The organism is Pseudoxanthomonas sp. J35, assembly GCF_000513995.1.
Taxonomy (GTDB): Bacteria; Pseudomonadota; Gammaproteobacteria; order Xanthomonadales; family Xanthomonadaceae; genus Pseudoxanthomonas.
Genome location: NZ_KI911337.1, coordinates 74,838 through 87,289 on the forward strand (window position 1 = coordinate 74,838; position 12,452 = coordinate 87,289).

Sequence of the window (12,452 nt, forward strand, 5' to 3'; positions counted from 1 at the left end):
CGCCGCGGCGCCGGCTCAGACCAGTCCCCGCGCGGCCATCGACACCGGCTCGCCATCGCCGACCACGAAGTGGTCCAGCAGCCGGATCTCCACCAGGCCCAGCGCCTGCTTCAGCCGCGCGGTCACCGCACGGTCGGCCGCCGACGGGTCGCTGCAGCCGGAGGGGTGGTTGTGGCCGACGATCACCGCCGCGGCATTGTGCGCCAGCGCCCGCCGCACGACCTCGCGCGGATGCACCTCGGCGCCGTCGATGGTGCCGTGGAACAGCTCCTCGAAGGCCAGCGCCCGGTGCCGGGTGTCCAGGAACAGCACCGCGAACACCTCGTGCGGGCGGCTGCGCAGGCGCCGGGCGAAGTAGCGGCCGGCGGCGGCCGGGTCGGTCAGCGCCTCGCCGCGCTCCAGTGCCGCCGCCAGGTGGCGGTTGCCCAGCTCCAGCGCCGCCGCCAGCTGGCAGGCCCGGGCCGGACCCAGCCCGGGCAGCCGCGCCAGCCCGGCCGGCGGCCGGTCCAGCAGGGCGCGCAGCGGCCCGTGGCTGGCCAGCAGCTCGCGGGCGGTCTGCACCGCGTCGCGGCCGTGCAGGCCGGAGCCGAGGAAGATGGCGAGCAGTTCGGCGTCCGACAGCCCGGCCGGGCCGCGGGCCAGCAGCCTTTCCCGGGGGCGTTCGTCGCTGGGCCAGTCGCGGATGCGCATGCGGCCACTGTGCCGTCCGGCGGCGACGCGCGGGATCGGCCGCTGCCGGCGCTTGGAGTAAGCTGGACACCCTGTTCAGCGTAGGAAAACGCCCGCGTGAGTGTCACCGCCAACCGCCCGCTTGCCGGGCAGCGGATCCTGCTGTGCGTCGGGGGCGGGATTGCCGCCTACAAGGCGCTGGAGCTCGTGCGTCGCCTGCGCGATGCCGGCGCGGACGTGCAGGTGGCGATGACCGCCGGCGCGCAGCAGTTCGTCACCCCGCTCAGCTTCCAGGCCCTGTCCGGCTATCCGGCGCGCACCACGCTGTGGGACAGCGCCGCCGAGCAGGCGATGGGCCACCTGGAACTGGCGCACTGGGCCGACCGCGTGGTCGTCGCCCCGGCCACCGCCGACCTGCTCGCGCGCCTGGCCCACGGCATGGCCGACGACCTGGTCACCACCCTGTGCCTGGCCACCGAGGCGCCGCTGGCGGTCGCCCCGGCGATGAACCACCGCATGTGGAAGCACCCGGCCACCGTCGCCAACGTCGGGCTGCTGCGCTCGCGCGGCGTGCAGGTGATCGGCCCGGACGACGGCCCGCTGGCCGAAGGCGAATCCGGACCGGGCCGCCTGCGCGAGCCGGACGCCATCGTCGCCGAGCTGGCCGGCGTCGCCCCGCCCGCGGCGACCCCGGCCGCGCCGGGCGCGTTGCAGGGCCTGCGTGTGGTGGTCACCGCCGGCCCGACCTACGAGGACCTCGACCCGGTCCGCTACCTGGGTAACCGCAGCAGCGGCAAGATGGGCTTCGCCGTCGCCGCCAGCGCCGCGCGCGCCGGCGCCGAGGTGGTGCTGGTCGCCGGGCCGGTGCAGCTGGACACGCCGCCGGGCGTGCAGCGGGTCGACGTGCGCTCGGCCGCGCAGATGCGCGACGCGGTCGACGCGGCGCTGCCGGCGGACGTCTACATCGGCGCCGCCGCGGTGGCCGACTACACCCCGCGCGCGTTCTCGCCGAAAAAGATCAAGAAGACCGGCACCGGCGAAACCCTCGCCCTGGACCTGGTGCGCACGCCGGACATCCTTGCCGAGGTCGCCAGCCGGGAGGACGCCGGGCTGAAGCTGGTGGTGGGGTTCGCCGCCGAAACCCACAACGTGGCCGACTACGCGCGGCAGAAGCTGGAGGCCAAGCGCCTGGACCTGATCGTCGCCAACCGCGTCGGCGTGCCCGGCACCGGTTTCGAGAGCGACGACAACGCCATGACCGCGTACTGGCCCGGCGGCGAGCGCGATTTCCCGCCGGCGCCGAAGCTGCGCCTGGCCGATGGCCTGGTCGAGCTGGTCGCCGAGCGGCTGCGGGCGGACGCGCGATGAGCCGGGTCCACGAACTGGAAGTGCGCGTGCTCGACCCGCGTTTCGGCGCGGAGTGGCCGCTGCCCGAGTACGCGACCGCCGCCAGCGCCGGCATGGACCTGCGCGCGGCGATCGCAGGCGAGCTGGTGCTGCAGCCGGGCGACGCCGAGCTCGTCCCCAGCGGCCTGTCGATCCACGTCGCCGACCCGGGGCTGTGCGCGCTGGTGCTGCCGCGTTCGGGCCTGGGCCACCGCCACGGCATCGTGCTGGGCAACGGCACCGGCCTGATCGACGCCGATTACCAGGGGCCGCTGCTGATCAGCGTGTGGAACCGAGGCCGCGAGGCGTTCCGGATCCGCCCGGGCGACCGCATCGCCCAGCTGGTCCTGGCACCGATCGTGCGGGCAAAACTGAAGGTGGTCGAAAGCTTCGCCGGCTCCGCGCGCGGCGAAGGGGGGTTCGGCCACACCGGAGTACGTTGACAGGGGGAACTGGAGACGATGGGCCAGATGGATACAGGACGGGGAGCGCAGGTGAAGCGCAGTGGACCGCTGCTGGCGGTGCTGCTGGTGCTGATCGCCGCGTGGGTCGGCTGGAGCGGGGTGCAGCAGTGGCGCGGCGACGTCCGTGCCGGGCAGCTGGGCGCGGCGCGCGACCAGATGGTCTCGGCGGCGACAACCGCCATCGCCGCGCAGACCCGCGAACTGGCCATGCGGCTGGCCCGGGAAGACGTGCAGGCCGCGCTGGCCAGCAGCGACACCGCCGCCGCCGGCACCGCCCTGGTCGATGGCTGGAACGGCGCCGGCCCGGCACAGTTCCTGCCGGCCAGCCTGGCCCCGGCCTACGCCGACACGGCCAGTTTCGGCTACGCGCGCCTGGGCCTGCTGGAGAAGGCGCTGGCCGACAACGCCGCCACGGCGATGATCGTGCGCGAGGAAGGCAAGCCGTGGCTGGGCGTGGCCGCGCCGGCGACCGTGTCTGGCGCGCCGGCGGTGGTCTACGTGCGCCTGCCGCTGGGCGTGGTCACCGCCGCCGTCGAACAGGCGCCGGTGCCCGATGGCGCCTACCTGGCGCTGCGCCAGGGCAACTACAACGTCGCCGAGCGCGGCGACGGCTCGCTGGCCAGCAGCGCCGACGTGCTGTCGCGCGAGGTCGGCAAGACCGGCCTGCGCGCCGCCGCCGCGCTGCCGGACGTGGAGAGCGGCCCGTTCGGGCTGGGTGCGCTGCAGTGCCTGGTCCTGGCCGGCCTGCTGCTGGTGCTGGCCGTGCTGGTGCTGCTGATGGCGCAGGGCAAGCTGCCGAAGCTGAAGGTCCGCAAGGCCGCCGAGGAGCCCGGGGACGCCGAACCGACCCTGGGCGAGGCCCTGCAGCGCGAGCAGGCCTCGGCCCCGGCTGCGCCCGCCGCGCGTGCGGCCACCCCGGCGCCGGCGGCCATCGGGGTCGAGATCGACCCGGGCATCTTCCGCGCCTACGACATCCGCGGCGTGGTCGGTCGCGACCTCACCCCGCAGGTCGCCACGCTGATCGGCCAGGCCATCGGCAACCTGATGGAAGAGAAGGGCCTGACCGACATCGTGGTCGGCCGCGATGGCCGCCTGTCCGGCCCCGAGCTGGCCGCCGGCCTGGTCGAAGGCCTGCGCCGCGCCGGGCGCAACGTCATCGACGTGGGCCGCGTGCCCACGCCGGTGGTGTATTTCGCCGCCTACCACCTGCGCGCCGGCAGCGGCGTGGCGGTAACCGGCAGCCACAACCCGCCGGACTACAACGGCTTCAAGATCGTGGTCGGTGGCGAGACCCTCTCCGGCGACGCGATCCAGGACCTGTGCGAGCGCATCCGCGAAGGCCGCCTGCTGCAGGCCGCCGCGCCCGGTTCGCTGCAGCAGCAGTCGGTGGACGAGGACTACATCCGCCGCATCGCCGACGACGTGCAGGCCGAGCGCCCGCTGAAGGTCGTGGTCGACGCCGGCAACGGCGTCGCCGGCGACATCGCCCCGCGCCTGCTCGAGGCGATCGGCGCCGAGGTGATCCCGCTGTACTGCGAGGTCGACGGCAACTTCCCCAACCACCACCCGGACCCGAGCGAGCCGCGCAACCTCGAGGACCTGGTGCAGATGGTCCAGCGCTTCGACGCCGACCTGGGCGTGGCCTTCGATGGCGACGGCGACCGCCTGGGCGTGGTGACGAAGGAAGGCCGCATCGTCTTCCCGGACCGCCTGCTGATGCTGTTCGCCGCCGACGTGCTGCAGCGCAATCCCGGCGCGCTGGTGATCTACGACGTCAAGTGCACCGGCCGCCTGCAGGACTACATCCTGCGCAACGGCGGCAGCCCGATGATGTGGAAGACCGGGCATTCGCTGATCAAGGCCAAGATGCGCGAGACCGAGGCGGAGCTGGCCGGCGAGATGAGCGGCCACTTCTTCTTCAAGGAGCGCTGGTACGGCTTCGACGATGGCCTGTACTCGGCCGCGCGCCTGCTGGAAATCCTCGCCGGCCGTTTCGAGACCCCGTCGGAGGTGCTCGACGAGCTGCCCGGCGGCGTTTCCACGCCGGAGATCAAGGTGCCGGTGGAGGGCAATCCACACGCGCTGGTGGAGCGCTTCGTCCAGGCCGCGCAGGTGGAGGAGTCGCCGTTCGCCGGCGCACGCCTGACCACCATCGACGGCCTGCGTGCCGACTGGAGCGACGGCTGGGGCCTGCTGCGCGCGTCCAACACCACGCCGGTGCTGGTGCTGCGCTTCGAGGCCGACGACGATGCCGCGCTGCGGCGGATCAAGGACCTGTACCGCGAGCAGCTGCGCGCGCTGCTGCCGGACGCGGCGCTGGATTTCTGATCCGCCTCCCTCTCCGGAAGATCACCCCGTAGAGTCGGGCCTGCCCGACTCCCCCGCCTGGTGGAGCGACGCCACGGGAAGAGCAGCGGGGCAAGCCCCGCTCTACGGGGTTGGAGGACGCCGGGGCGGGTGAATCCGGCCGGGCGCGCCGGCGCGCAGGTCCGCTTACGGCGCCGGTGGAGTCGCCGCTGCCGTGGCGGCGCCGGCGTCGCCGGCGGCCGGGGCGATGCCCTTCAGCTCGCGGTAGCGCTGCAGGGTCTGCTCGATCTCGGTGTCCAGCTCGCCGCGCTGCCGTTCGTAGCTGGCCTGCAGGGCGGTGTTGTAGCGCAGCTGGGCGTGGCGGGCGCGGATGTCGTTGGCGATCTTCTCCGGCACCGGCTTGCCGGACAGCTCGCGCTCGCCGGCGGTGCGCAGCAGGGTGACCAGGCCCTCGCGCAGGCTGGTGACGTTGTAGCGCGTGGTGGCGATGCTGTTGTCGACCAGGTTGACCCGCTCGGCGAACACGCGGCGCAGTTCGTCCTCGGTCTGGAACGAGGTGAGCATGGCCTGGTCGGTGCGGCGGCGGGTCTCGGCGGCGGCGGCCTCGGTGCGGCGCACGGCCTCCTCCTCGGCCTGGGCGGCGCGCTCGACGTCGGTGAGCGCGCGCTGCACCTCTGCGGTAGTGCGCATCATGCCGCTGCCGGAGCTGATCTCCTCGCGGGCGACGCCCAGCGCCTCCGGCGGCAGCGAATCGGCGCAGATCCGCTTGCCGTCCTGGTCCCAGCAATAGAGCTTCTTCTTGCCGGCCTTTTCCTGCGCCGCGACGGGCAAGGCCACGGCGGCCAACAGCGCGACCAGCAGCGGTCGCCATGTCTTCGTCACTGGCATCACGGCAGCCCCCTGCTGTCACTCAGCCGTTGGTTTGGCAGCCGTAGCGGGCGCGGTAGGCCTGCAGCGGTGCGCGGAATGCCGAAAGTGTGTCCTTTCCGTCGGCGAATGCAAGCAGGTCGGCCAGGCCGGCCACCGCCAGCACCGGCACGCCGGCCTCGGCGGACACCGCCTGGGCGGCCGAACGGCGGTCCTGCTCGCCGGCGATCTCCTGCCGGTCCAGGGCGACCACGATCCCGGCCGCGGTGCCGCCGGCGCCGGCGATGATGCCCAGCGCCTCGCGGATGGCCGTGCCGGCGGTGATCACGTCGTCCACCACCAGCACCTTGCGCCCGGCCAGCGGCGCGCCGATCAGGCTGCCGCCCTCGCCGTGCGCCTTGGCTTCCTTGCGGTTGAACGCCAGCGGCAGGTCGCGGCCGCGGCGGGCGTACTCGCAGGCCAGCGCCGTGGCCAGCGGAATGCCCTTGTAGGCCGGGCCGAACAGCAGGTCGAACTCCACCCCGGCGGCGTCGATCGCATCGGCATAGCACGTCGCCAGCGCCGCCAGGCTGGCGCCGCTGTCGAAGCGGCCGGCGTTGAAGAAATACGGCGACAGCCGCCCGGACTTGAGGGTGAATTCGCCGAAACGCAGCGCGTCGGCGTCCAGGGCCAGCTGCAGGAAGCGGGTGCGGTGGTCGGACATCGCGGCGGAAAGTGAGGGGGGCCAATAGGATACCGCCGCGCGCCGGCCCGGGCGGGCCATGCCGGCCTACGGGCCGCCGGGATTGGTTAGGCTAGCCGCCTGTCCGACCGGTTTTCCTGCATGCGCATCATCAGCTTCAACGCCAACGGCATCCGCTCCGCCGCGACCAAGGGTTTCTTCGACTGGCTCCAGGCCCAGGACGCCGACGTGGTGTGCCTGCAGGAGACCAAGTCGCAGGAGGACCAGCTCACCGATCCGCGCTTCCGCCCGGACGGCCACCACTGCTTCTACCGCGACGCCACCACCAGGAAGGGCTACAGCGGCGTTGCGATCTATGCGAAGCGCGAGCCGGACGAGGTGCGCACCGCGCTGGGCCGCCCGGACTTCGACGAGGAAGGCCGCTACATCGAGGCACGCTTCGGCAACCTGAGCGTGGTCTCGTTCTACATCCCGTCCGGCTCGTCGGGCGAGCTGCGCCAGGGCTACAAGTTCGAGGTGATGGAGTGGCTGCGGCCGATCCTCGACCAGTGGCTGGCCAGCGGCCGCGACTACGTGCTGTGCGGCGACTGGAACATCGTGCGCAGCCGCCTGGACATCAGGAACTGGACCTCCAACCAGAAGAACTCCGGCTGCCTGCCGCCCGAGCGCGCCTGGCTCAACGGCATGCTCTGCGACGACGGCGGCAGCGACGGCACGCCGCCGCGCGCCGGCGGCTGGGTCGATGCCTACCGCAGGCTGCATCCGCAGGGCCAGGACTACACCTGGTGGAGCAACCGCGGCGCCGCGCGCGCCAACAACGTGGGGTGGCGCATCGACTACCAGTTCGTGACCCCGGCGCTGGGCCAGCGGGCGCGGGCGTGCTCGATCTACCGCGAGCAGCGCTTCTCCGACCACGCGCCGTTCACCGTCGACTACGCGGACGCCGGCAAGTGAGCGGCGCCACGCCGGCCGCCGGGGCGGCCACGAAGGGCTACAAGGGCTGGGCCGGCATCCGCCGCGCCTTCGGCACGCCGTCGGCGCTGACCCTGGCGCTGCTGGGCTTCGGCTGCGGCCTGCCGTTCCTGCCGATCGCCTCGATGACCCTGTCCACGCGCCTGCGCGACTCCGGCCTGGACCTGGGCAGCATCGGCCTGATCAGCCTGGCCAGCTTCTTCTACCTGTTCAAGTTCGTCTGGGCGCCGCTGCTGGACCGCTACGTGTTCCGGCCGCTGGGCCTGTTCGGGCGCCGCCGCTCGTGGCTGCTGGCGGCGCAGCTGGGCATCGTCGCCGGCCTGGCCGCGCTGGCCTTCGTGCGCCCGGAACTGGGCGTGGCGCCACTGGTGGGCTGGGTGCTGTTCACCTCGTTCTGCGGCGCCACCCAGGATTCGGTGGTCGACGCCTACCGCATCGAGATCGCCCCGGCCAACGCCCAGGCGGCGCTGGCGGCGACCTACACCCTCGGCTACCGCATCGGCCTGATCCTCGGCGGCGCCGGCGCGTTGTACCTGGCCGACTTCGCCGGCTGGAGGATCGCCTACCTGGGCATGGCCGCGCTGATGCTGCTGCCGCTGCTGGCCACGCTGTCCAGCCGCGAGCCGGTGGCGCCGGAAATGACGGTGCAGCGCCGGATCGATTTCCTCGGCGCGTTCTGGCAGCCGTTCTCCAGCTTCTTCCGCAACAACGGCGTGGCCTTCGGGCTGGCCCTGCTGGTGTTCGTCGGCCTGTTCAAGTTCCCCGACCAGGTGATCGGGGTAATGGCCGGGCCGTTCTACCTGGATTCGGGCTACACCAAGGCCGACATCGCCACGGTGTCCAAGCTGTACGGGATCTGGGCCGGCATCGGCGGGGCGTTCCTGGGCGGCATGTGCGTGGCGGCGTTCGGCTTCCGCCGGATGCTGCTGGTGGCGGCGCTGGGCGTGGCCCTGTCCAACCTGGCCTTCCTGCTGATGGCGAAGCATCCATCGGAGCTGTGGGCGTTCTATGCGGCGATCACCGCCGACAACGTCGCCCAGGGTTTCGCCGGCACCACCCTGGTCGCGTTCATGTCCTCGCTGACCGACCGCGACTTCACCGCGACCCAGTTCGCGCTGATGGTGTCGCTGGCCAACCTGCCGGGCAAGTTCGCCGGCGGCGTATCCGGCTACGTGGTGGAAGCCAGTTCCTACGGCACCTTCTTCCTGCTCAGCGCCCTGACCGTGGTCCCGACCCTGCTGCTGCTGGCCTGGCTGTGGCCGCGGATCCGCGAGGCGGCGCCGGTTCCGGCGGACGGTTGAGAACGCCGGTGGAAAGGCATGCCGACGCCGGCGAATCGTGGCAGTCTTGGCCGTCGTCGACCATGCCGAAGGGGACCGCCATGACCGACCTGCTGCTGCAGGACATCGACGCGATCCTGGCCGAGCGCATCCGCCGGGTGGCCGCCGCCCGCGGCTGGACCCAGCACGAGACCATCCTGCGCCTGCTGGAGCAGGGCCTGTTCGCCTGCGAGCAGGAAGTCCGCGGCGGGTTCGAGGACCAGGAAGTGGACGCCCTGGCCGCGGCGATCGCCGCGCTGAAGGAAGTGCCGGCCGGGCGCAGCTTCTGAGGCCGGCCCGCCGGGGCTGCGGCGCTACTGCGGCAGCCGGGTGCGTGCCTGCGCGTAGCCCTGCGTGGCGCGGGCGCCGCCGCCGGCCAGCGCATTGCGCCGCTCGCGCAGGCGCTGCGCGGCGTAGGTGAGCGCGGCGGCCATGACCAGGGTGTAGCCCAGCAGTTCGGTGCGCTCCCCGGCGGCGTTCTTGACCACGCGCACGTAGTTGTCGGCCAGCAGGCCTTCCCACAGCGCGGTCATGCCGAACAGGCGCGAGTAGATCAGCAGCAGCACCAGGCCGATGGTCATCACCGTGCTGGCGCGCGAACGCAGGAGGCTCGCGGTGGCCGCCAGCGTCGACTGGCGGTGGCGCAGGGCGTAGCCGAGGCTGGCGGCGGCCACGCCGGCGACCAGGATCGACCACAGGCCGCGGAAGAGCAGGTCCCAGACCGCGTCCAGCTCGCGGATCAGCATCGAGGCGAAGAAGCCGGCGGCCAGCACCGCGAAGCCGCGCTCGTCGGCGCGCGCGCGGGCGACCCGGGCGAATGCCAGGACGGTGGCGAACAGGAAACCGAGCTGGGTGAGCTCGACCAGCGACCATTCGCCCAGCTGTCGCGCAGCCACTGGATGTCGGCGTACAGGAGGGCCACGGGGGCGGCCATGATCAGCGCCAGCAGCGCGGAACGGCCCACGTGGGCCAGGAGGGTGTGCAGTTCTTTGTCCGCGGCGGGAACCCTGGGGGGAGGTTGCGCGGGGTGGTCGCCGGCCGGATGCGGGGCACCGGGGGCGGATGGGGTGGCGGAATCTTAACGTCGGCCGCGCCCGCCCTCGGCATCACCGCTGGAACGCTGTGCGCCGCTTCAGCTGGCCGCTGGCGGGTCGGGCTGCGTGGCCTCATCGGCCCCCGCACACCGTGGCACTCTTGGAAGGACACACGAGGAGGGAGCCGGACGTGGCGGACGCCGTTCCCCGGGAGTTGCAGGCAATGCCGCTGAGGATGCGGGCCGTGGCTGCGGACATCACCACCCTGCGGGTGGACGCCATCGTCAACGCCGCCAATTCCTCGCTGCTCGGCGGCGGTGGGGTGGACGGCGCGATCCATCGCGCCGCCGGCCCGGGCCTGCTGGAGGAATGCCGCGGGCTGGGCTGGTGCCCCACCGGCGAGGCCCGCATCACCGGCGGCCACCGCCTGCCGGCGCGGCACGTGATCCATACCGTGGGCCCGGTATGGCGCGGCGGCGGCGCGGGCGAAGCGGAGCTGCTGGCGGCCTGCTACCGCAACAGCCTGGTGCTGGCCGAGGCCCACGGTTGCCTGGTGGTCGCCTTCCCCTCGATCAGCACCGGCGTGTACGGCTTCCCGCCCGACCTGGCCGCGCCGATCGCGGTGGAGACGGTGCTCGCGTTCCCGGCGCAGCGGGTGCACGAGGTGGTGTTCTGCCGCTACTCGGTGGACGACCTGCTGCGTTACGAAAGCGAGCTGGCCGGCGTGCCCGGCATCTAGCCCCGGCACGCCGGCGACCGCTGCTCAGGGCAGCGGCAGGGGGTCGTCGCGGTAGATGGCCACGTGCGGCACGCCATCGGCGCCGATCCAGCCGCGGTACATGCCGCCGGTGTTGAACGGGAAGGCGGCCTTGCCCTGCGCGTCCAGGGCGATCGCGCCGCCGTCTCCGCCGGCCTTCGGGATCATGCCGTTGATCACCTGCTCGCTGGCGCGGGCGATGCTGTCGCCGGACAGGCGCACGCGCGCGCAGATCTCGTGCGCGGCGGCGGTGCGGATGTAGAACTCGCCCCAGCCGGTGCCCGACACCGCGCAGCGGTCGTCGGCCCAGGTGCCGGCGCCGATGATCGGCGAGTCGCCGACGCGGCCGTAGCGCTTGTTGGTCATGCCGCCGGTGGAGGTGCCGGCGGCCAGGCGCCCGTCGGCGTCCAGCGCCACCGCGCCGACGGTGCCGAAGTAGGCCTTGGCCGGCGCGTTCGAGTGCAGCGCATGCGGCCTGCTGTCGTCCTGCAGCGCCTTCTGCAGTTGCCGCCAGCGCTTCTCGGTGCGGAAGTACGAAGGATCCACCAGGGCGATGCCCTGTTCCTTGGCGAAGATCTCGGCGCCGTCGCCGACCATCATCACGTGGCGCGACTTCTCCATGATCGCGCGTGCCAGGGTGATCGGATTGCGCACGCGGTGCAGGCCCGCCGCCGCGCCGGCGCGGCCGCTGGCGCCGTCCATGATCGAGGTGTCCAGCTCGTTGCGGCCGTCGTGGGTGAACACCGCGCCGCGCCCGGCGTTGAACATCGGCGCGTCCTCCAGCACGGTCACCGCCGCGGTCACCGCCTCCAGCGCCGGCTGGCCCGCCTGCAGCTTCGCGTGGCCGGCGCGCAGGGCCTCGGCCAGCGCCGCGCGCGCGGCGTCCTCCTCGGCGGGGGTCAGGTCGCCCGGCTCGACGCCGGCGCCGGCATGGATCACCAGCAGCGGCTGCTCCAGCGCCGCCAGCACGCCGTCGCGCACCGCGTAGGCGCGGCGCGAGGCGGGGTTGTCGACCTTGCCGGAAGGCAGGTGCAGGGTCGAACCGGTGCCGGCGACCACCGCCTCGAAACGCCCCTGGCGCATCGGCTCGTCCTCGGCCTGCGCGTCGAAGCGGCCGCGGACCACGGTGGCGCCGGCGCCCGGCGCGGTGGCGTAGACGCGGCCGGTGCCGTCGGCTTCCACCGCCACCGCTGCGTCCTCGTCCACGCCCAGGCCGAGCAGCGGGCGGCCGGCCATCGATTCGGCCTTGGCGACGAAGGCCAGCAGCCGGCCGAGGCGGTTGCGCTCGCTGAAGTGGGTGTCGGTCACCACGCCCTCGAGCAGGTCCAGGTGGAGGAAACCGGTCTCGATGGTGACCTCGTCGCCCAGTGGGTTGGCCAGCGCGCGCGGGCTGGTGATGCTGCCGCCGTCCATCGCTCCGTAGAGGTACTCGCCGAGGATCGCCAGGCCGGCGCTGGTGCCACCCAGCGGCTTGCCGGCGCGCACGTGCGCGTCCAGCGCTGTGGCCACCGGCGTGCCGCGCCAGTAGCGCACGTAGCGCGACTGGTCGCCGCCGGCGATGAAGATGCCGTCGGCGCGCTTGAGCGCGCGCAGGATCGCCGGGTCGGAAGCGGCCTCGCGGTCTTTGAACACGAAGGTCTCCACCGAGGCGATGCCGCCGACCTCGTTGTAGAACTCCTCGCCGATCTCGCCGCCGAGCGAGGCGCGCAGCACGACGATGTGGCCGTGGCCGGCCTTGTCCATGAACCAGCGCAGCGCGTCGTGGTTGCGGTCGCCGCCGCCCATCAGCAGCAGGCCGGGAGCGACCTTGCCGGGCGTCTTCGCCTTCGGGTCGCCCAGCAGGTGGTGGCCATAGTCGGCGGCCAGCACCGGCGCCGCCAGCAGGCAGCCCAGGGCGAACGCGACCATCTTCCGCATACCGCGCATCTTCATCCGCAACTCCGTGTGTGGGCCGCGGCGAAGCGCCGCGCCGGCTACCACAGCCTAGACGAACTG

At 73.0% G+C, this 12,452-nt stretch carries 12 protein-coding genes and 1 pseudogene; 7 read left to right on the top strand and 6 right to left on the bottom strand.

What is annotated here, in order from left to right:
• Positions 1 to 15: 15 nt before the first annotated feature.
• Positions 16 to 690 carry a DNA repair protein RadC gene (gene radC, locus PSEJ35_RS0114585; RefSeq protein WP_028918422.1) on the bottom strand — a complete coding sequence of 225 codons (675 nt, stop codon included), beginning with the start codon at positions 688 to 690 and terminating at the stop codon, positions 16 to 18.
• 96 nt (positions 691 to 786) lie between these two features.
• Here radC and coaBC point away from each other — a divergent pair, with 96 nt between their 5' ends.
• The 3 genes from coaBC to PSEJ35_RS0114600 are packed head-to-tail and all read left to right on the top strand — an operon-like array spanning position 787 to position 4,847.
• Positions 787 to 2,037, top strand: a complete 1,251-nt coding sequence (coaBC, locus tag PSEJ35_RS0114590) for a bifunctional phosphopantothenoylcysteine decarboxylase/phosphopantothenate--cysteine ligase CoaBC (protein ID WP_028918423.1) — start codon at positions 787 to 789, stop codon at positions 2,035 to 2,037.
• Entirely contained in the window at positions 2,034 to 2,498 is a 465-nt protein-coding gene (gene dut, locus PSEJ35_RS0114595; RefSeq protein WP_028918424.1) for a dUTP diphosphatase, read from the top strand. Before coaBC ends, dut begins: the two co-directional genes overlap by 4 nt.
• 27 nt (positions 2,499 to 2,525) lie before the next feature.
• On the top strand, positions 2,526 to 4,847 hold the full coding sequence (locus PSEJ35_RS0114600) for a phosphomannomutase/phosphoglucomutase (protein ID WP_156924827.1): 2,322 nt from the start codon (positions 2,526 to 2,528) through the stop codon (positions 4,845 to 4,847).
• 165 nt (positions 4,848 to 5,012) lie between these two features.
• Here PSEJ35_RS0114600 and PSEJ35_RS16425 read toward each other — a convergent pair whose 3' ends face one another.
• Both PSEJ35_RS16425 and pyrE read right to left on the bottom strand, forming a co-directional pair.
• Positions 5,013 to 5,714 (bottom strand): hypothetical protein, encoded by a 702-nt coding sequence (locus PSEJ35_RS16425; protein WP_156924828.1) that lies wholly within the window; start codon positions 5,712 to 5,714, stop codon positions 5,013 to 5,015.
• Between the two features lie 22 nt (positions 5,715 to 5,736).
• On the bottom strand, positions 5,737 to 6,396 hold the full coding sequence (gene pyrE, locus PSEJ35_RS0114610) for an orotate phosphoribosyltransferase (protein WP_028918426.1): 660 nt from the start codon (positions 6,394 to 6,396) through the stop codon (positions 5,737 to 5,739).
• 120 nt (positions 6,397 to 6,516) lie between these two features.
• On the opposite strand from pyrE, the gene PSEJ35_RS0114615 reads away from it, so the two are divergent.
• The 3 genes from PSEJ35_RS0114615 (at position 6,517) to PSEJ35_RS0114625 (ending at position 8,956) form a co-directional block, all read left to right on the top strand.
• Complete coding sequence (locus PSEJ35_RS0114615) at positions 6,517 to 7,329, top strand: exodeoxyribonuclease III (RefSeq protein WP_028918427.1); 813 nt, start codon at positions 6,517 to 6,519, stop codon at positions 7,327 to 7,329.
• Positions 7,326 to 8,648 carry an MFS transporter gene (locus tag PSEJ35_RS0114620; protein ID WP_028918428.1) on the top strand — a complete coding sequence of 441 codons (1,323 nt, stop codon included), beginning with the start codon at positions 7,326 to 7,328 and terminating at the stop codon, positions 8,646 to 8,648. The genes PSEJ35_RS0114615 and PSEJ35_RS0114620 overlap by 4 nt, the downstream gene beginning before the upstream one ends.
• 80 nt (positions 8,649 to 8,728) lie before the next feature.
• Positions 8,729 to 8,956, top strand: coding sequence for a hypothetical protein (locus PSEJ35_RS0114625; RefSeq protein ID WP_028918429.1), 228 nt, complete (start codon positions 8,729 to 8,731; stop codon positions 8,954 to 8,956).
• 24 nt (positions 8,957 to 8,980) lie between these two features.
• Here the strand turns inward: PSEJ35_RS0114625 and PSEJ35_RS16430 are convergent, their stop codons facing one another.
• On the bottom strand, positions 8,981 to 9,562 hold the full coding sequence (locus tag PSEJ35_RS16430; RefSeq protein ID WP_232207684.1) for a hypothetical protein: 582 nt from the start codon (positions 9,560 to 9,562) through the stop codon (positions 8,981 to 8,983).
• A gap of 373 nt (positions 9,563 to 9,935) precedes the next feature.
• Between PSEJ35_RS16430 and PSEJ35_RS0114635 the strand changes: the two genes are divergently transcribed.
• Positions 9,936 to 10,439: an O-acetyl-ADP-ribose deacetylase gene (locus tag PSEJ35_RS0114635; protein WP_232207689.1), complete on the top strand. Its 504-nt coding sequence runs from the start codon at positions 9,936 to 9,938 to the stop codon at positions 10,437 to 10,439.
• 24 nt (positions 10,440 to 10,463) lie between these two features.
• Here PSEJ35_RS0114635 and PSEJ35_RS17730 read toward each other — a convergent pair whose 3' ends face one another.
• On the bottom strand, positions 10,464 to 11,540 hold the full coding sequence (locus tag PSEJ35_RS17730) for an isoaspartyl peptidase/L-asparaginase (protein WP_232207690.1): 1,077 nt from the start codon (positions 11,538 to 11,540) through the stop codon (positions 10,464 to 10,466).
• Positions 11,541 to 11,639: 99 nt separating this feature from the next.
• Positions 11,640 to 12,389, bottom strand: a pseudogene (locus PSEJ35_RS17735) (cyanophycinase); the annotation flags it as partial.
• Positions 12,390 to 12,452 lie beyond the last annotated feature (63 nt).